The following is an 18,882-nucleotide window of genomic DNA, read 5'->3' as shown; positions in this document are numbered from 1 at the left end:
TTTCCAAGGATTCTGCAGGTTGCTCATGGCGGATACTCATAAAGCGAAACTGCTCTGTCTTCGCAAATCGATTTTGAGATAGGTTCTAGAAATATTTTCCTTATTTGGAGCGGTCAAGTTCGTTGGAGTACGGTCATGAGGGACATACTGCGTGAAATTCACATAAAGATTTGCGCTCCGCGAATAGTCATGTACAGTCAGGGGCACGTATGTTGAGTTCATTTAAAAGTCTAGCCGAAACGGACTTGTTTTCGATGTTCACCCCGAAGCGGCAGCTCGTCGGGTTGGATATCGGGTCAAGCGGGATCAAACTCGTTCAGTTGAAAGAAAGCCGTGGGCGATACATTCTCCAGAAGTTTGGCTTCAAACCACTCGAGCCGGAGGTCATCGTCGATGGCACGGTGATGGATGAGGGGCGAGTGGTATCGGCGATTAAGGAGTTGTTTGAGGAAACGAAGATCAAGGTGAAGCAAGTTGCGGTGTCGATTTCCGGCCACGCGGTGATTATTAAAAAAATCAGCCTGCCGCCGATGCCTGAAGAGGAGTTGGAAGGGCAGGTACGGCTTGCTGCGGAGCAGTACATCCCCTTCGACATAAATGAAGTGAACATCGACTTCAGCGTATTGCCTTCTTCGGAAGCAACGGGTGATACCCAGGGAGAGATGTCGATCATTCTCGTAGCAGCCAAGAAGGACAAGATCAATGAGCTGACCGAACTTGTCAAAGGGGCCGGGCTGCTTCCGATCGTCATGGATGTCGATGCTTTCGCAATCGAAAACATGCATGCGATCAACTACCCCGTTTCGCAGGAGGAAACGACCGCGCTCGTCAATATCGGCGCGAGTGTCATGAATGTCAATATTGTTCGAGGCGGCACCTCGCTGTTTACGCGTGATATTCCCATCGGGGGAAATCGCTATACGGAAGCGATTCAGCGGGAATTGGGGATGTCCTATGATGAAGCAGAGGAAACGAAGAAAGGCGGGCGTTCGGTGGGGAGCAATGAGGCCACATTGACGACGGTCGTCGACAGTGTCAATGCAGAGGTGGCGTCGGAAATTGCTCGGACCATCGATTATTTCAAGTCAACCATGTCGGATGTGGATGTTCAGCAGGTGCTTTTGTGCGGAGGGGGCGCGCAGGTCAAGGGTTTGGTCCCGCAGCTGAGTGACCGGATGCAAGCCATTGTCGAAGTTGCGAATCCGTTCGGTGAAATCGACACCTCAGGAAGTGGTTTTGATCAGAATGAGCTAGCTGAAATGGCTCCGCTGGCCGCCGTGGGGGTTGGATTGGCGCTCAGATCGGTAGGGGATCGATGATTCGCATTAATTTACTGCCTGGACCCAAGGGGCACAAGGCCAAGCCTCAGTATGATGTCAGGGCACAGGCGTTGTTGGGTGTAGGCGTGTTGTTTATCACCCTCGCAGGGTGCTGGTGGTATTCGGCGGCACTCGATGAAGAGATCACCGCACGGCAGGCCGAAAAGCTTGACAAGGAAAAGCAAGTTGCACAACTGAAGGAGCAAGTGAAGCAGGTTTCCGATTTCGAGAGTCGGAAGAAAGTCCTGGAAGACAAAAACCGAATTATCGACGAATTGGAAAAGTCGCGTGTCGGCCCTGTCAAGGTGCTCGACCATGTCAGCCAGAGCCTAGAACCGCTGAAGGTGTGGCTCGTGAGAGTGGCGGTCACTGCAAACGAGATCGAGCTTGAAGGTCGTGCGGCAACCAATGACGATGTGGTGGAATTCGTGAACAACCTGCGCCGGACCGACTATTTCACGAATATCAATCTCCAAGAGAGCCGAGCGGCGGTGGAGAATCAACTCAATATCTATCAGTTCAAACTGGGCTTCCGTCTCAAAGGTTAAGAACCATGAAGCTACCTGCTGTAAATCTTGACCTCTTGCGGTCGATCCCATTGGTTCAGAAGGTGGGGCTTTTAGTGATGGTTCTCGCCGGGATTATCGTGGGCTTCTACTATTATGTCGCTGAGCCAAAGTCTACGGAGATCGCAGCGCTCCAGGGGGAGATTGGCGGGCTCGACACTCAGATTCAAACATTGACCATTAAAGTCAGGCATCTTGATGAACTCATTGCTGCCAACAAGCAACTTGAGATCGAACTCGCGAAAAAGAAAGAGCGATTGCCGCCTGAAGAGGAGGCAGTGATGTTGCTCAAGCAGGTATCAGATCTAGGGATTCGTCTTGGGCTTGACATTAAGCTGTGGAAACCCAGTGCCAAGACCGAAGATCCATCGAAACTATTTGTCAAGATGCCGGTCAATGTCGAGGTCTCTGGTGGCTACCATACCGCGGCCTTGTTTTTCGACCGAATCAACGCATTGCCAAGAATTGTGACCGTATCCGGCCTTAAGATGGGAGCTCCAAAGGTTGAGAGGGGGCGGTTTGTCACCCAAACGGTGTTTGACCTTGTTGCCTATGCGGCGCCAGAGGAAGTCAAGCTGGCTGCGGCGGTTCCTGCGAGCCCTCAGAAAAAATAGGGCACAGTGTCGTCAGCAGTTCGAGGCCCAAGCGATGGATGTCACCTGTGAAAATGAGCAATTGACCATGAAGACAACAAAAATAGCTCTGCTTGGATGTGCGTGCCTCCTTGTCTCAGTCGGCCTGTGCTTTGCGGAGACGGAGCAAGCACCAACCGCGGTAGCCGGCGATCAGACTGCTCAACCAGTCGCACCCAATTCAACGGTGGAGCCAATAAGCACACGTTCCTATGACCCGTCCGGGCGTCGCGATCCCTTCGTGCCGGTGTTGCAACAATTGGGAGTCGGGACGATCGACCCCTCGTTACCTCCGCTCCAACGTGTCGGGCTGACGGAGATGAATCTGATTGCTGTCGTATGGGGGGCGTATGGCAACACGGCTATGGTCCAGACGCCTGATGGAAATGGATACACAGTGCGCCGAGGAACGCGTATCGGTCCTAATAATGGCGTGGTAAGTGCTGTGACGGAGAAAGGTATTGTGGTGCAAGAGCGGTTTACAGATGTGTATGGGAGTAAACAGGAGCGGGAATATGTCAAGCTCCTCCACCCGAAAGAGGGCGCAGAATGACACCTAAGCAGACCGTAACAACCACAGCATTCGTTCGCGTGCTCTCGGCGGTGGGAGCGCTGACTGTCCCGATGGCCATACCATCGTTGGGAGCACCAATCGAGGTTTCTGTCGACGATTCAAGTATGCCTTCGAGCATCGAGGGAGGAGGGGCAGCAATCCTGACCAGTATCGATGTTCAGCGTGGCACGAACGACATCCGCGTCGTCATCTCGGGGGACGGCAAACTACCGCATCATGAAGTGACGCGTCTCGATGAACGGCGTCTCCTGATTGACATTCCAGGTGTCGCTTCCGCCATCAGTAAGCCTGCTATATCTGTCAATCATCAGTTCTTGAAGCGAGTCCGTACGGGTTATCATGGTGATAGAGTACGGGTGGTATTAGATCTTACCGGTACGGTTGCCTACTCAGTTGAACCGCAAGGGGCGAATCTTGTTGTGACGCTTCGGGAGGGCGTTGGTACAGAGGTGGGGGCGGATAAGGACTCATCCCGTGGCGAGGCGGTCGAAACGATCGGATCAGAGAATCGTGTAATGCCGGTGGTCCAGGCGGCTGCCACTTCTCGGGTAGGTCAGCGGACAACGGCACTTTTTCAGCGCAACCCAATGAAATTTTACGTACAGCCGGTTCAGATGACATCCGGAGCAGATGCTGGTGAGGTAGGCACGCCAAAGGAAGATTTGGTTGTTGGGGAAACGCACTTTATCGGCCGGCGCATTTCACTGGATTTCCAACAGGCCGACATCAGTAATGTGCTGCGTCTCATCGCCGAAGTCAGCGGATTTAACATGGTTGTCGGTGAAGGGGTCAAGAGCAAGGTTACGATGAAGCTTGTGAGTGTGCCCTGGGATCAGGCGCTCGATATGATTTTGAAGATGAACGGGTTGGGCAAGATCAGACAGGGCAATATCCTATGGATCGATACGTTGGCGAATATTGCGAAACAGCAGAATGAAGAGGCTCAGGCGAAGGATGCAAAGATAAAGGCAGAGGAACTGGTTGACCGAGTATTCTATATCAGAAACCTGCAAGCGATGGAACTCATGACGTCCCTTCGGCAGTACTTGAGCCCGAGAGGGCTCATGCAAATGAGCCAGGGGTCCAATGCCCTCATTGTTCGGGATACTGAGAGCAAGGTTGGGGTGATGAAGCAGCTGATCGACGGGCTCGACCTCGAAGTACCTCAAGTCCAAATCGAAGCCAGGATAGTCCAGGCCGACACGACCTATTCCCGTTCCCTGGGCGTTCAGTGGGGTGTCCAGAATGTGAATCTGCTTTCGGGCGGGGCGGTAGCGAACTTCAAATCTGGTACGACTGGTGCATTTGGCGCTCAAACGTCTAACTTTCTGGTCAATCTTCCCGCGACAGTCGGTGGATTGACATCAACCCCTGGTGTCGGGTTTACGATTGGGAAAACTGATGGAGCGTTGCTTGACATGCGGTTGTCGGCAGGTGAGTTGCTCGGTCTGAGTAAAGTCATTGCCGCACCGAAGGTCACGACCTTGGACAAGCGTGAGGCCAAGATCTCACAGGGAGAATCGATCCCGTTCCAGACGACTTCTCTCCAAGGGACCCAGACAACCTTTGTGGATGCGAACTTGGAACTGAACGTGACTCCTCAGATTACCTCCCGTGATCCGAAGGAAACAGGTAAGCAGATCATGATGAAGGTTCGTGCGACCAGAAATGCCGTCGGTGCACGAAGCAATCCGGCCGGTCCAAGTATTGACCGACGCGAAGCCAATACCCAGGTCCTGATCCGCGATGGCGAAACGATGGTGGTCGGCGGGGTCTTTATCGATCAACAGACCAACAGTGTGATAGGTATCCCCTATCTCTCTCGCATACCTGTTTTGGGATGGCTCTTCAAGTCGAAGAGCGAGGCTGTCGCAAAACAAGAGCTGCTGATCTTCTTGACGCCGAGTATCGTGAAGAGTTCGTAGCGGTCGTTCAAGGAACCCTCTCCCGCTGTCTGCCTACTCCTTTCTCGGGCCTGGCCAGTTCGCCAGGCCTGGACAAGCATCGTAGCAGACACCAGAACAGCCCCCAACGCTACATAAAGGTTCGAGGGACAGCCCTGCCTCCGGAGGTCCGCCGTAGCAGCGGACCAAACCGTTGTGATACCATCCTCCCTGATGTTGACCCTCGAAAATCGTCGTTCCCTCAGACAAAGTGCGCGGTGAAGCCAGACCTTCCTAACCTCAAATGGATGGGACAGGCGACCGGGATATTGAGCCAAGAAAGACCGTCGTTGAGCATGGCTTCGGTGGCAGAACAGATTGTCCCAGTGACCTTGGGGGAGCGAAGCTACAACATCGCTCTGCATCCCGGGTTACTTGTATCAGTGGGTGACAGGCTTAAGGCCCTTGCCACTTCTTCGAAGATCGGGGTTGTGACAGATCGGCATGTGGCAAGCCGTTATCTTCAAGGAGTCCTTCGGTCGCTTCGCAAAGCGGGATACGATCCGACCCCGATCATCTTGCCGCCAGGAGAACGAACAAAAACGCTAGGCACAATTGCCAAAATTCTCGATAAGTTGGCGACGCAGAAGTTCGAGCGGAAGTCCTTATTGCTGGCACTTGGGGGTGGCGTCATCGGTGATATTACAGGCTTTGCTGCAGCAATCTATCAACGGGGAATTCCGTTCGTCCAAGTGCCGACAACACTCGTGGCTCAAGTGGATTCCAGTGTCGGCGGCAAAACCGGCGTGGACCATCGCTTGGGAAAGAACCTGATCGGAGCATTTTATCAGCCGTGCGCTGTATGGATCGATCCTCTCACGCTGCGTACCCTGCCCCGCCGCGAATGGATTGCCGGTTTAGCCGAAGTGATCAAATATGGCATCATTGCCGACGAGGAGTTCTTCGCGTTTTTGGAAAAGGAGATTCCTGCTCTGTTGAAACTCGAAGAAGCGCCTGTTCTGCGCGTGATACAGCGATCCTGCGAGATCAAAGCGCAGGTGGTTGCCGGAGACGAGCGGGAGTCGGACCGCCGGCGTATTCTCAATTATGGGCATACGATAGGTCATGCGCTGGAGTCACTCGCAGGCTATCATGGGTTGATCCATGGAGAAGCGGTCGGGATCGGGTTGGTGCAGGAAGCGGATTTGGCCTATCACATGGGCCTCTGTGGGTCAGAAGTTGTCGAACGGATCAGAAGTTTGGTGCAGCGAGCCGGGTTATCCGAACAGGTCCCGCAGACATCCTTTGCGTCTCTCTGGGGCGCCATGCAACATGATAAGAAGGTACTCGGAGGGCGGGTCGTCGGGGTATGGCCGGTGAAGGTCGGGGAAGTGATCATTCGTCCGATCGAGCGACAGATCTGTGCAGCATGGTTTCAGAACAAACATGGGCGTGGGAGTCGGATACAGAGCCGCCGTCAGGTCTCCGCACGAGGGTAGATTGCTATGACGACCACACGCACGCCATCAGTGGCTCATCTCCAACAGGCTTTACGTGAGAAAGCGCGTGAAGTGGACGTGCTCCACCGCATCTCCGCGTCGATCAGCAACCAACTGGATCTGGAAGCGATTCTCAAACATATCGTCGAAGTAGTCGTCGAAGTCACCAAGGCGGACGCCTGCCTCCTGTATCTCTTGTCAGATACCCAAGATGAACTCATCCTTCGAGCCTCGAAAAACCCTCATCCCAAATTGATCGGCCGCATCACGATCGGGTTGGGAGAGGGCATTACCGGGTGGGTTGCGCAGGAACGAACGCGCGTCGTAATCCCGAGCAATGCGAACGACGATCCACGGTTCAAGTTTTTCCATAACCTCCCCGAAGACCGCTACCAGGCCTTTGTCTCCGTGCCTATCATGGCCAAAAAAGAAGTGGTCGGCGTGATCAATGTTCAACATAAACGCCCAAAACGCTATCAGGCGGATGAAATTGCATTACTCTCGACTATTGCCAATCAAGTCGGAGGAGCGATTGAAAACGCGAGACTCTACGATCAAATGCAACGCAAAGCCTTGCAAGTGGAAACGCTGTCGCAGGTCTCGGAAACCGTCGCGTCCAACCGGCTGATCAAAGATGTGCTGCAACTCATGGTGACGATGACCGCGCAACTGATGAACTCCAAGATCTGCTCAATCATGTTGTTGGACGAAGCCAGCGGGGAGCTGCGGATCGAGGCGACGCAGAGCCTCAGCGAACAGTATCGCCGCAAGGCGAACTTGAAAGTGGGGCAGGGGATCAGTGGCCGCGCGGTGAAGGAGCGCCGGCCGATCATTGTGGCCGATGTCACCACCGACCGGGATTATGTGTACCGGGACATGGCCAAGCAGGAGGGGCTCTGCTCCTTGGTATCGGTGCCGATGATGGTGCGTGAAAAAGCGATGGGAGTGATCAATAGCTATACGTCCATTCCGCATGTGTTTACCGGCGAAGAGGTCAAGCTGCTCCAGGCCATCGCCAATCAGGCTGCCATTGCCATCGAACATACGGCCCTGGTCGAGAGGTCCCTTGAGATGCAGGAGGCGCTGGCGGTTCGAAAGCTCATGGAGCGGGCCAAGGGTTACCTGATGCGTTCGAGGCGACTGACGGAAGAAGAGGCCTTCAAGCTCATTCAGCGGCAAAGTATGGATTTGCGGAAGTCGATGCGCGAGATAGCTGAAGCAGTGCTCTTAGCCGGAGAACTCGACCAACGGGTTGAAAAACATCGGGCCTAGATTAGAAACGCGCGAGACTTTTACGGCTTTGACCGGTTCCGCCCCGCTTCCTGCTCAGCCAGTTTTTTCTTGATCTCCTGCAACTCTTTCCGCACCTCCTCCATATCGGTATCCCGCTGAGCGGGTTTCCCCGTCGTAGGTGTCTGTGGTTGGGCGGCAGTCGGTCGTATTTCTGCCGGGGCGGGCATTGTGGCGAGCAGGCCGTAGTCGATTGCCAGAGTTGTATCGGTTGAAAGCGCTGTTCGATAGCTGTCGGAGCGCTTGGCAGATTCCGGAACGAAGTGTACCGTGCGGTTTGCCATTCCTGACGGATTGAAAATCCGCCGATTGGCTGTGGTACTCGTTTCGGCCCGTTTCGTCCGGTAGTGATACTCGGTCAAGGTCAGATACAGCGACTGTCCATAGGCATAGAGCAAACCCGCCGTCGATTCTTCGGATATTTCTCCCGATGGCAGGTCAGACTCACAGGTACCGGGAAAACGCACGGAGTCCACGCAGAAAGTCAGCCCGGCAATTTGCGAATTGGCTGATGCACCGGCCTGGACGACGCGAAACCCGACCTGCTGGTCCGATGCAGCCCTGGCGAGTCCTGCGACCAGCAGCGGCGCCAGGTACTCAATGTCCTTGTCCTCAAACCCTCGATCGACCACTGTCTTGCCGGGGATCAGGTTTCCCAGGACCACCCCCCGGCTATCCTTGACGACCACGCCGCGAAGGACTCGTGCCATCGTATCTACTGATAACGTCACGGGGTGAGCGGCGTGAAAAGACCGATCGGGAATCCGTTCCACGTGCACAGCGCCGCGTTCGGACTCATGGATCGTGACGTCCAGATCAGGCCCAGTCGCGCAGGCAGACAGGATCATAGCGATTCCGATCAGCAGGACAAGGGCACGTTGTGAATGATTAGACATCGTCAATTCGTACTGTATATGCCAGCAGCCAGTTTAGCATAACCTAAATGGCGAGGACACCGGCAACTTCCTCCAAGTATAAGAGCGCATCCTGCCACTTGACAGGAGGGCAAGAGACTCCGAGAATCAGCACCCCAACTGTATGGGTTGAGTAATGGACAGCGACGTCCATCGATTCAGCCGGAACGTAAGCAAAGGACAATGGCGTCCTGTCGGAACAGACAGAATGACCAGAATGGCCTTTTCTCCTTCCACAGCAAGCCCTCCACGGTCATCTCGAGAGCATGGAATGACCATGTCTGAAGCCAAGGCTCCCCGCCCCTATTCCTGGTTGCTGGTCCTTATCAGTGTCCTGCCGCTTGTTATGTTGGCGATAAGCGCAGTTGCGCTCCGCTACATCGAAACCCGCATGATCGCGACAGCAGGCGAAACCCTCGCTCAGTCAGCCGCCGAAGTCTCGGACAAAGTGGATCGATTTCTGATCGAACGGCATGGCAATGGGCTGATGATGGCAAAGACATTCAGCGTGCAGCCATACAGCCGCGAGTTTCAGGCTGCCTATATCGATGGGATGAAGACTGCGTACCCGGACTACTTATGGATCGGCGCCACGAACGAGCAGGGACAGGTTGTGGTGGCCACCGACCCAGCCACGGTGGGGAGAGACTACAGCGCCGAACCCTGGTTTCAATCCGCGCGTAACGGGATGATGGTTCACATGGGGGACGTAGAGCCATTCGCGGTGATGGGCGGCCCTGACGCGATAGCCGTGACAGCCCGCATTACCGGACCGAGCGGAGAATTTCTGGGGGTCGTGACGACGCGGGTGGCGATTACCGGGTTGGAAAATATCATGACGGGAACCCGTCGGTCTTTTCAGCAGCGTGAGGGATTCTGGGGGGCGCTGGAATACCAATTTCTGACTGACAAGGGGGTGGCCTTCATCGATTCGGATCTCGATCACAAGGGCCACGTCAATCTCAAGCAACTCGGCCTGCCGTCAGCCCTGGCAAGCGAAGGGTCCCTGTCCAATTATGTCGAGGAGGAGCACCTGCGTCGTCACGTGCCGGTCATCACCGGCTATGCCAGAACTTCCGCCCGTCGCGGATTTGAGAATATACGTTGGACGGTGCTGATGCGCATGGATCGGAGCGACGTACTGGCGCCGATTCGAGAGGTCCTCTGGAATCTTGGCCTGGCGGGCGGCGCCCTGGTGATTCCGACTTTCGGTCTCTTGGTGTGGACTGTGACCCGAGTGCGGAAAGAATATCGGCATGCGCAGGAAGAGCGTGCGCTTGCCAGGGAGGCAGAAGCGTCGCTCCGCCAGAGTGAGGCCCGCACCAGGCGCATTGTCGAGATGGCGTTGGATGGCTTTATCGGAATGGATGCAGCAGGGATCATTATCGAGTGGAATGTCCAAGCTGAACAGATTTTCGGCTGGTCCAGGCAAGAGACCATCGGCCGACTCCTTTGTGACACCATCATTCCGGCACGACACAAGGAAGCCCATGAACGGGGATTGCGTCACTTCCTCGCAACCGGTGCAGGACCGATATTGAATCGACGTATCGAAATCGACGGCCGGCATCGGGACGGGCACGAGCTTCCAATAGAACTGGCGATCTCCCCGGTCCTGGGGCAGGGGGGAGCCTACACGTTCAGCGCGTTCGTCCGCGATATTTCGGCGCGGAAGCTTGCGGAGGAGCAGAGCCGCTTGTACCAAGAAGAATTGCAACAACTCAATGAGGCGTTGGATAAGCGGGTGCAGATCAGGACACAAGAGCTGGCCGCGGTCAACGAATCATTAGTCGCGGAAGTCGCCGAACGGATGCAGACCGAGGCATCGCTCGAAAACAGCCGGCAGGCGCTGCAGAAATTGGCGCTTCAGCTGTTGCGTGTGCAGGAGGATGAGCGGCGCCGCATCTCGCGCGATTTGCACGATGACATCAATCAGCGGCTCGCGCTGCTTGCCATGGATATCGAAGGGGTAGAACGACGGCTCAGCTCCTCGCCGGACCACTTGGGCCGGGCCGTCCGGGCGATACAAGATCGGGTTGTGGAATTGTCCGACGTGGTGCGTCATTTGGCCTATCAGCTGCATCCCTCCATCCTCGACGACCTCGGTCTCCCTATCGCCCTGCAGCGGCTGGTCGACGAGTTTACCGCTCGAAGCCGAATCCAGGGGAGTTTTGAGCAGAAGAATATTCCCTCTGTCATTCCCCAGGAGGTCGCGGCCTGTCTCTACCGCGTGGCTCAAGAAAGCCTCAGCAACGTGGCCCGCCACGCCTCGGCCTCTCGCGTCGATGTGGAGTTGAGCCGATCTCGATCCGGGCTGAGCGTCACCATTACGGATAACGGAGTGGGATTCGACTTAGATCAGCCGCGGCATGGACCACATGGACTGGGGTTGCTCGGCATGAAAGAGCGGGTCGCCTTGGTTCAGGGGGACTTGCAAGTTGTATCAGCCGTGGGGAAGGGAACGAAGGTGCAGGTCGTGGTACTCGTTCCGGAGGAGGTGTCATGAACAGGCCGCGGGTGCTCCTGGGCGATGACCATACTCTGGTGCTGGACGGATTCCGGAAGCTCTTGGAGGATCAGTGCGAGATCGTGGGCACGGCGGAAGACGGCCGTACGTTGGTTCGAATGGCCCAGGAGCTTGAGCCCGATCTTGTCACGCTGGATATCTCGATGCCTCAGCTCAATGGAGTTGATGCAGCCAAAAAGCTGAAGAAGATTCTGCCTCGCACCAAGTTGATCTTCGTGACCATGCATGCCGACCCGGCCTATGTGAATGAAGCCTTCAAGGCCGGCGCCTCCGGCTATCTGCTCAAACGATCCGCCGGTTCAGAATTACGCCAAGCCATCCAATCAGTCATGGACGGACAGTGCTATGTCACTCCGCTGGTTGCGAAGGGTCTGGTTCAGACAGTCGTCACAGGGACCAAACCTCCGGATCTGAAAGAGAGGTCCTTGACTGTGCGCCAACGGGAGGTGTTGCAACTTGTGGCAGAGGGGAAGACAGTCAAGGAGATTGCATCGGCCCTCAATCTCTCGCCGAAGACGGTCGAGTTTCATAAGTCGCAGCTCATGACACAACTCGATCTCCACACGACGGCGGAGCTTACCAAATACGCCCTCGTCCACGGCCTCCTCGCATCGGAGTAACGCCCCGCATCTCTTGCCCAGGCACAATGCCCCCACGAGCCCAAAGTATTGTGGATCTGTCCACCGGCAGCTTTGTCACATGCTGATGCAGGTTGAGGTTGAGTGGAGATCTTTCTTTTTTCATCTCAGCCTTAACCTTAACCCCAACCTTCCCATAGCGCCGCTAGGGAGATTCCCTCAGGTTCCTAGGGAGATGCCTAGTGTGTTTATCATTTCTTTCAGCGTATAGAAGCCGCCAGTCATCCGAGAGGTGAATCGGTTGCAGGGGGCTGGAGGGTGCGCACAAGGGCGTGCGCCGCGACGATGCCGTCGAAGTGAGAGATCCTAAGATGAGTGAGCAATGGGATCATCAACGGGGCATGGGAGGCTGTCACCATGAAGGTAGATAGAGGAAGAAGAAAGACACTGTTTGTGGTTGCGTGGCTACCCCTGGCGCTCTTAGCCGGGATGACATACGTGCTGCCGAGTGCTTACGCCGGCGGCACGATTAAGGTAGACGATGACAAGTGGATCAGTCTTGGAATGGGTACGCGCGCAAGTTTCAATATGGTCGAAGATGGATCGGCGAGCGGTGGACAAGCCAGCAACACCTTCGGCATCAACAATGCTCGTATTTATATCAACGGAGGGATTCATAAATACGTCAAGTTCGAATTCAATACCGAATGTTTTAACTGTACGGCCGGGGCAGGTAATGGTAACGGATCTTCAGGAAATGCCTTCGGGGCCAATTCTAGCATCGGGATTCTGGATGCGATCGGGAAGTTTGAGATTAATGAGGTAGCGAACGTCTGGTTCGGGCGCATGTTGGTGCCGACAGAGCGTGGCGAACTGAATGGTCCGTTCTACCATGCCACCTTCGACGGCTTTAGAACACCGTTCAATCAATCAGACTTCAGCGGGAACTTTGGCACAGGCGGGGCTGGTCTCTATGGCCGTGACAATGGCGTGACCTTCTTCGGGAAGGTCCATCCAGGCGGCACACATCTGCAATATGTCGCGGGGATATTTACGGGACTGCAGTCTGGTGGTTCAGCCTGCAACTTTCCTCAATTAAGCGTAGGCGGCAGCGGAGCGGTAACCGCTGCTGTCCCAGTCTATAGCGGAGCTTGCGGGCCCAATCAAAGGAACCAGCTGAAGTACGCCGGACGTCTCACGTTGAACTTGCTGAACGAAGAGAAGAATCCCGGTTACTATACCAGCGGTACCTACTATGGGACAGCCGGTGATATTCTCGCGCTTGCGGTAGGGGGAGAGTATCAGAATTCCGGCGCTGGTACAGCGATAAATAGCAGCTTCTACGGGAATCTTACCACCGACCTCCTGTATGAAAAAGTACTCGGGAATGACAGTGGCGTGGTCACAGTGAACGCTGAATTTAAGCGGTATTGGGCACAGAACCAAGCCGCCTTTACCGACGCGTCATCAAACCTAGGCGGCTGCTTCTGCATGTTCGGCGGGACGGCATGGACCGGCTATGTCCTGTATCTGTTTCCAACTGAGATAGGGATCGGGAGATTTCAGCCCTATGGGAGATATACAGGCCAAAACGGTGAGTTCTCCGGCGTACGCGAAGAATTTGAACTCGGCCTGAACTATGTCATTGCCGGTCACAATGCGCGCATCTCGACCTACTGGCGGAACGGCAATATCGGCGGCACCAGCACCTATAACGGGCAGAACACGAACTACGCCCCCGGGTCGACGGGTCAGCACATCGATACGTGGGTTATGGCCTTACAGCTACAGTATTAGGCAAGGTGACTGTTAGGTCACAGTCCAACGCAAGGCAGTGAAGAGTCATCCTATGGCCGTATGTTTATGCTGTCGATCTGACATAACATCACAGTGTGAGTGAAAGGAGTCCGAATCATGGAATCGAATAAGCCCGATAAGGCTAACCCGGTCGAACCGGACAAGGTTGCTGCGGGTGAGCAAGAGGGCCCCTCGCGGCGTGAGCTGTTGGTCAAAGGAGGCAAGGTAGTGGCAGGCATAGGGGTCGCCTCCCTGCTCGGCAACTTGGGCAACTGGGCCCTGTCCTATGCGGCAGACAAGGAACCAATCAAGATCGGGATACTGCACTCCCTCAGTGGAACCATGGCGATCAGCGAAGTCTCACTCCGCGATACAGTCATGATGGCGGTGGAAGAGATCAACGCGAAGGGTGGAGTGATGGGCCGGATGATCAAGCCGGTCGTTGTCGATCCGGCCTCAAACTGGGACCTCTTTGCCGAAAAGGCTAAGCAGCTCCTGTTACAAGATAAAGTGGCGGTCGTCTTCGGCTGCTGGACCTCGGTCAGCCGTAAGTCGGTGCTGCCGGTCTTCGAGAAAAACAACGGGCTCTTGTTCTATCCCGTCCAGTATGAGGGCGAAGAATGTTCGCGCAATGTCTTCTACACCGGCGCCGCCCCGAACCAGCAGGCAGTGCCGGCGGTGGATTATCTGATGAGCAAGGAGGGGGGAGGATTCACGAAGTTCTATTTGCTCGGTACCGATTACGTGTATCCCCGCACCACCAACAAGATCCTGAGGGCGATGCTGCTGGCGAAGAAAGTACCGGCGGACAGCATCATGGAAGAATACACCCCGTTCCACCACCAGGATTACCAAACCATCTGCGGCAAACTGAAGAAATTCGCCGCGGGCGGAGGAGCTGCCGTGATCAGCACGATCAACGGAGACAGCAACGTGCCGTTCTATAAAGAGTTTGCGAACCAGGGGTTGCGGGCCGAAGATGCCCCGATCATTGCCTTCAGTGTGGCGGAAGACGAGTTGCGTGGAATGGATACGTCCGCGCTGGTCGGGCACCTGGCGGCTTGGAACTATTTTCAAAGTGTCGATACGCCGCAGAACAAAAAGTTCGTGGCTGATTTCAAGGCCTATTGCAAGAAGAACAATCTGCCGGACGGCGAGAAGCGGGTTACGGACGATCCGATCGAAGCGGCCTACTTTGGGACGTATATCTGGAAGCAAGCGGTCGAGAAGGCCGGGTCGACCGATGTCGACAAGGTCCGCAAGGCAGTCTATGGCAGCAAGTTCCTGGCGCCTGGCGGTGAGATCATGATGGATGCGGCCAATCACCATACCTATAGACCGGTACTCATCGGCGAAATCTTGGCGGATGGGCAGTTCAAGACAGTTTCCCGTTCGAAGGGGCTGGTGAAGCCGGAACCCTGGAGCGAATATACGAATCCTGACAAGGGTTGCGACTGGGTCGCTCATCAAGGGACCTATCAAAAATAGCGCGTGACTTAGAGGGGGCTACTGGTAGCCCCCTCTAAGAGGGCGAGAAGTTCGGTTGACGGGACGAAAGATCTCCGTCATTCGTGTGTCTTATGGAGGAGGCGCTTTACAATCGTGAATATTTTTCTCGGCCACACAGTTGCAGCAGTCGGTATCGTGGGCCTACTCCTGTTCCCCGGACAGATCGGGGCAATGGCAGCGGATGAGCCTGTTGCCGTTGCTCCTGCCTCTCCTATTGAACAAGCGCTCAGCCATCTCACCAGCGAGGACGAATCAGTTCGCGACGCAGCCATTCGTACGTTGGTTGAACAGGGCGATGCCGGCCTGCTTCCGCAGTTGGAGGCGATCCGCGCCAATGCGGACCGGAGCACCCGACAGGCCATCAAACCGCTCATGGATTCCCTGAAGAACCGGGCGAATCTGACCAGCCCCAGCACAGATGTTCGCCGATCGGCTGCGACGGATCTCGGCTCGGCCGGGAGGGTCTGGGCGATTCCGTGGCTGGAAGCTGCGGCGGCGAAGGAGCCGAATAAGTGGGTGCGGTACACGATGGAAGAGTCCGCGGCGCTGCTGCGGCTCGCATCAGACGATCCGTTGGTCAGGACCGTTGCAGCCGAAAAGCTCGGCGAACTCCGCAGTCAGAACGGGGTGACGGCCTTGAAGAAACTCGTCGCAGCAGGCGAGGGCGCCGAGGCGACCGAACCGGAAAAGGTAGTGGCGAAGGAGGCCGGCGAAGCGATCCAGCGCATCGAGACCTGGGGGTTCTGGTCGAATGTGATTGAAACCTGTTTCCGCGGAATCAGCCTCAGCTCAGTTCTGCTGATCATGTCGTTGGGACTGGCGATCGTCTTCGGCTTGATGGGTGTCATCAACATGGCCCATGGCGAGCTGATGATGGTCGGCGCCTATGCGACCTTTGTCACGCAGCAATGTTTCGTGGCCTGGTTTCCGTCAGATGTGTTCGACTGGTATTTTCCCGCGGCATTGCCGATCGCATTCCTTGCCGCTGCCGGTTCCGGATTGCTGCTGGAGGCAACAGTGATCCGGTTTCTCTATGGACGACCGTTGGAAACTATGCTGGCGACCTGGGGAGTGAGTCTGGTCCTCATGCAGGCGGCCCGGGTCTACTTCGGTGACCTCACCGCCGTGATTGCGCCGGGGGCCCTCAGAGGCGGCGCCCAAGTGATGATCGGGGTCTATCTGCCCTATAACCGGATATTCATCATCGGGCTTTCGATCGTCTGCGTTCTTGCGATTTATTACACGCTCTTTGGATCGAATCTCGGCATACGCGTGCGCGCTGTGACTCAGAATCGAAATATGAGCGCCTGTCTCGGCATCCCGACCAGGAAAGTCGATTCCTATACCTTTGCATTCGGGTCGGGGCTGGCAGGCATCGCAGGCTGGGCCCTCACGATGGTCGGGAACGTCGACCCGGGCCTCGGCCAGAACTACATCGTCGATGCATTTATGGTCGTGGTAACAGGCGGAGTTGGCAAACTGGCCGGCACGATCGTCGCCTCGCTGGGGATCGGCGGGCTGAACAAGCTGATCGAGCCGAGCTTCGGCGCAGTCTACGGGAAGGTGTTCATCCTCGTGCTGGTGATTCTGTTCTTGCAGTGGCGGCCATCGGGCTTATTTGCGATGAAGGGGCGAAGCGCCGATTGAGAAAGGAGGGGATGGAGCCTGATGATCTTCTGTGCTCGCGCAACGCGCGGCCTCAGAAGGCCCTCGTTGGACGCGCGCAGTGGAAGATCAATCAGGCCCCATCCCTGGGAGATAACGAGCGAGCTTGGAAGGATTATCGAGAAGGATGAAGGGCGTCGATGCGCGCAGTGGAATGGACTCGCGCCGCACCCTTGGGGAGTAGAGAGAAGACAACGATGAGTGACGGAATAGCGGACACGAATCGCGGCGGAGGTCTGGCCTTTTGGGTTGTCGGTTTCATTCTGCTTGTGGCCATGCCGCTCCTGAACATCCTGCCGCCGGAAGATTCCTGGCTGCACCTCTCCGATTTCAGCCTGAATCGATTCGGCAAGTTTCTCGCCTTTGCGATCCTGGCCCTGGGGCTCGATCTCATCTGGGGCTACACCGGCATTTTGAGCTTGGGCCAAGGGGTATTTTTCGGATTAGGCGCCTACTGCATGGGCATGCACATGATGCTCACGATCGGGAAAGAGAGCGTCTATGGCAGCGATCTGCCGGACTTCATGGTGTGGAACCAGGTGAAAGAGTTGCCGCTTTTCTGGAAACCCTTCTACAGTTTTCCTGTTGCGGTCATTGGAGCGATCCTGGTGCCGATGTTGTTCGCGCTGGTGTTTGGATTTTTCGCCTTCCGCAGCCGCATCAAAGGGGTCTATTTCGCGATCATTACTCAGGCGCTGGCGCTCGCCGCATGGTTGGTCTTCAACCGGAACGACACAAATCTCGGCGGCACGAACGGGTTGACCGACTTCAAACAGGTGCTGGGGTATCGGCTGTCCGAGCCCGACACGCAACGGGCGCTGTATGTGCTCACCGTACTCTGTCTTGGCGGGGCCTATCTCCTCTGCCGCTGGATTATTCGCACGCGGGCTGGTCGGGTGCTGGTCGCCGTGAGGGACAGCGAACAGCGGGTGACGTTTTCCGGTTACACCCCGGCGAACTACAAACTGTTCGTCTTTGTCGTAGCCGCGGCTTTGGCCGGATTGGCCGGGATGCTCTATGCTCCTCAGGTCGGCATCATCACGCCGGCGCAGATCGGGGTGCTCCCGTCGCTTGAAATGGTGATTTGGGTGGCGGTGGGTGGCCGCGGCAGTCTGGCAGGGGCGGTATTGGGGGCGGTGAGCGTGAATTATGGGCGCAGTATCCTCACGAACTATTTTCCCGAACTCTGGCCCTTCATTCTCGGTGGGCTCTTTGTCGCCGTGGTGCTGTTGTTCCCGGACGGGCTCATCGGGATCATGCGCAAGGTGAAAGAACGGATTGGGACAGGAAAGGCAGCGGCGCCGTCTGAAGGGAAGCGTGAAGGTGGTTGAGCAAAGCTCCTTTCAAAAATCCATCATCTATCTCGATGGCGTGACCGTCGATTACGACGGGTTCAAGGCCCTGAACAACCTGACTTTCATGGTCGACTACAACGAGCTGCGTGTCGTCATCGGGCCGAACGGAGCGGGAAAGACGACTCTGTTGGATGTGATTTGCGGGAAGACGAAACCGGCATCCGGCCGTGTCGTCTTCGGCCAAGACAAGGAACTGGTCGGAAAACAGGCAGATGAGATCGTGAAGCTCGGCATCGGGAGGAAGTTCCAGGCCCCCTCCATCTATGGGAATCTGACCGTATGGGAAAATCTCGACCTGTCGTTGAAACGGAAGAGCAAAGGTGTCTTTCCGACTCTGTTAGGGAAATCGACGGTGGAGGAACGGGGAAGGATCGCCGAGAACCTTGAAACGATCGGCTTACAAGACTATGCCCATACCAGAGCCGGATCGCTGTCGCATGGGCAGAAGCAATGGCTCGAAATCGGCATGGTGATCCTACTGGAGCCTTCGTTGCTGCTGGTCGATGAACCGGTCGCCGGCATGACCGACAAAGAAACGGAACAGACCGGTCGATTGCTCCAATCCTTGGCGGAGCAGCGGGCGATCGTCGTCATCGAGCACGATATGGATTTTGTCCGTCAGATCGCCCGGGTCGTGACGGTCTTGCACGAGGGCACTGTGATTTGCGAAGGCACAGTCGAGAAGGTACAGGCCGACGAGCGCGTCAGGGAGATCTACCTAGGTAGACAAAAGGTCGCCCATTAGCAGGACGTGAAGGTCTGTCTTGTGTACGA

15 protein-coding genes are annotated in these 18,882 nt (G+C 56.0%); 14 read left to right on the top strand and 1 reads right to left on the bottom strand.

The window, feature by feature from the left end; translation table 11 throughout:
* The first annotated feature begins 254 nt into the window (after positions 1-254).
* The 7 genes from pilM (at position 255) to HZB34_15570 (ending at position 7,745) form a co-directional block, all read left to right on the top strand.
* Positions 255-1,319, top strand: coding sequence for a type IV pilus assembly protein PilM (gene pilM, locus HZB34_15600; protein ID MBI5317385.1), 1,065 nt, complete (start codon positions 255-257; stop codon positions 1,317-1,319).
* Complete coding sequence (locus HZB34_15595; GenBank protein MBI5317384.1) at positions 1,316-1,867, top strand: PilN domain-containing protein; 552 nt, start codon at positions 1,316-1,318, stop codon at positions 1,865-1,867. Before pilM ends, HZB34_15595 begins: the two co-directional genes overlap by 4 nt.
* 5 nt (positions 1,868-1,872) lie before the next feature.
* Positions 1,873-2,499 (top strand): type 4a pilus biogenesis protein PilO, encoded by a 627-nt coding sequence (gene pilO, locus HZB34_15590; GenBank protein MBI5317383.1) that lies wholly within the window; start codon positions 1,873-1,875, stop codon positions 2,497-2,499.
* A 67-nt stretch (positions 2,500-2,566) separates the two neighbouring features.
* A complete protein-coding gene (locus HZB34_15585; protein MBI5317382.1) occupies positions 2,567-3,070 on the top strand; it encodes a pilus assembly protein PilP in 504 nt (167 codons plus the stop codon).
* On the top strand, positions 3,067-5,016 hold the full coding sequence (gene pilQ, locus HZB34_15580) for a type IV pilus secretin PilQ (GenBank protein MBI5317381.1): 1,950 nt from the start codon (positions 3,067-3,069) through the stop codon (positions 5,014-5,016). The genes HZB34_15585 and pilQ overlap by 4 nt, the downstream gene beginning before the upstream one ends.
* Positions 5,017-5,330: 314 nt before the next feature.
* Positions 5,331-6,473, top strand: a complete 1,143-nt coding sequence (locus HZB34_15575) for a 3-dehydroquinate synthase (GenBank protein ID MBI5317380.1) — start codon at positions 5,331-5,333, stop codon at positions 6,471-6,473.
* A gap of 6 nt (positions 6,474-6,479) precedes the next feature.
* Positions 6,480-7,745 carry a GAF and ANTAR domain-containing protein gene (locus HZB34_15570; protein MBI5317379.1) on the top strand — a complete coding sequence of 422 codons (1,266 nt, stop codon included), beginning with the start codon at positions 6,480-6,482 and terminating at the stop codon, positions 7,743-7,745.
* A 20-nt stretch (positions 7,746-7,765) separates the two neighbouring features.
* On the opposite strand, the gene HZB34_15565 is transcribed toward HZB34_15570, so the two are convergent.
* A complete protein-coding gene (locus tag HZB34_15565; GenBank protein ID MBI5317378.1) occupies positions 7,766-8,659 on the bottom strand; it encodes a hypothetical protein in 894 nt (297 codons plus the stop codon).
* A gap of 289 nt (positions 8,660-8,948) precedes the next feature.
* Here HZB34_15565 and HZB34_15560 point away from each other — a divergent pair, with 289 nt between their 5' ends.
* The 7 genes from HZB34_15560 (at position 8,949) to urtD (ending at position 18,853) form a co-directional block, all read left to right on the top strand.
* Positions 8,949-11,183: a PAS domain S-box protein gene (locus HZB34_15560; GenBank protein ID MBI5317377.1), complete on the top strand. Its 2,235-nt coding sequence runs from the start codon at positions 8,949-8,951 to the stop codon at positions 11,181-11,183.
* Positions 11,180-11,824 carry a response regulator transcription factor gene (locus tag HZB34_15555; GenBank protein MBI5317376.1) on the top strand — a complete coding sequence of 215 codons (645 nt, stop codon included), beginning with the start codon at positions 11,180-11,182 and terminating at the stop codon, positions 11,822-11,824. The genes HZB34_15560 and HZB34_15555 overlap by 4 nt, the downstream gene beginning before the upstream one ends.
* Before the next feature lie 375 nt (positions 11,825-12,199).
* On the top strand, positions 12,200-13,579 hold the full coding sequence (locus HZB34_15550; protein ID MBI5317375.1) for a hypothetical protein: 1,380 nt from the start codon (positions 12,200-12,202) through the stop codon (positions 13,577-13,579).
* Positions 13,580-13,696: 117 nt separating this feature from the next.
* On the top strand, positions 13,697-15,067 hold the full coding sequence (urtA, locus tag HZB34_15545) for an urea ABC transporter substrate-binding protein (GenBank protein MBI5317374.1): 1,371 nt from the start codon (positions 13,697-13,699) through the stop codon (positions 15,065-15,067).
* A gap of 114 nt (positions 15,068-15,181) precedes the next feature.
* Positions 15,182-16,735, top strand: a complete 1,554-nt coding sequence (gene urtB / locus HZB34_15540) for an urea ABC transporter permease subunit UrtB (GenBank protein MBI5317373.1) — start codon at positions 15,182-15,184, stop codon at positions 16,733-16,735.
* Positions 16,736-16,950: 215 nt separating this feature from the next.
* Positions 16,951-18,084 (top strand): urea ABC transporter permease subunit UrtC, encoded by a 1,134-nt coding sequence (gene urtC / locus HZB34_15535; protein MBI5317372.1) that lies wholly within the window; start codon positions 16,951-16,953, stop codon positions 18,082-18,084.
* The gene (gene urtD / locus HZB34_15530; GenBank protein MBI5317371.1) at positions 18,071-18,853 is read left to right on the top strand and encodes an urea ABC transporter ATP-binding protein UrtD; all 783 of its coding nucleotides are present in this window, start codon (positions 18,071-18,073) and stop codon (positions 18,851-18,853) included. The genes urtC and urtD overlap by 14 nt, the downstream gene beginning before the upstream one ends.
* The last annotated feature ends 29 nt before the right edge of the window (positions 18,854-18,882 follow it).

The organism is Nitrospirota bacterium (assembly GCA_016219645.1).
Classification (GTDB): Bacteria; Nitrospirota; Nitrospiria; order Nitrospirales; family Nitrospiraceae; genus Palsa-1315.
The sequence above is the reverse complement of the archived record's forward strand: the minus strand, read 5'-3'. Positions and strand labels throughout refer to the sequence as shown.

Excerpts from the sequence above, each read along its gene's own strand:
- pilM (MBI5317385.1), top strand. The coding sequence starts at position 255 with ATGTTCACCCCGAAGCGGCAGCTCGTCGGGTTGGATATCGGGTCAAGC.
- HZB34_15570 (MBI5317379.1), top strand. The coding sequence starts at position 6,480 with ATGACGACCACACGCACGCCATCAGTGGCTCATCTCCAACAGGCTTTA.
- pilQ (MBI5317381.1), top strand. The coding sequence starts at position 3,067 with ATGACACCTAAGCAGACCGTAACAACCACAGCATTCGTTCGCGTGCTC.
- HZB34_15565 (MBI5317378.1), bottom strand. The coding sequence starts at position 8,659 with ATGTCTAATCATTCACAACGTGCCCTTGTCCTGCTGATCGGAATCGCT.
- HZB34_15575 (MBI5317380.1), top strand. The coding sequence starts at position 5,331 with ATGGCTTCGGTGGCAGAACAGATTGTCCCAGTGACCTTGGGGGAGCGA.
- HZB34_15560 (MBI5317377.1), top strand. The coding sequence starts at position 8,949 with ATGACCATGTCTGAAGCCAAGGCTCCCCGCCCCTATTCCTGGTTGCTG.
- HZB34_15555 (MBI5317376.1), top strand. The coding sequence starts at position 11,180 with ATGAACAGGCCGCGGGTGCTCCTGGGCGATGACCATACTCTGGTGCTG.
- urtA (MBI5317374.1), top strand. The coding sequence starts at position 13,697 with ATGGAATCGAATAAGCCCGATAAGGCTAACCCGGTCGAACCGGACAAG.
- urtC (MBI5317372.1), top strand. The coding sequence starts at position 16,951 with ATGAGTGACGGAATAGCGGACACGAATCGCGGCGGAGGTCTGGCCTTT.
- HZB34_15595 (MBI5317384.1), top strand. The coding sequence starts at position 1,316 with ATGATTCGCATTAATTTACTGCCTGGACCCAAGGGGCACAAGGCCAAG.
- HZB34_15585 (MBI5317382.1), top strand. The coding sequence starts at position 2,567 with ATGAAGACAACAAAAATAGCTCTGCTTGGATGTGCGTGCCTCCTTGTC.
- HZB34_15550 (MBI5317375.1), top strand. The coding sequence starts at position 12,200 with ATGAAGGTAGATAGAGGAAGAAGAAAGACACTGTTTGTGGTTGCGTGG.
- pilO (MBI5317383.1), top strand. The coding sequence starts at position 1,873 with ATGAAGCTACCTGCTGTAAATCTTGACCTCTTGCGGTCGATCCCATTG.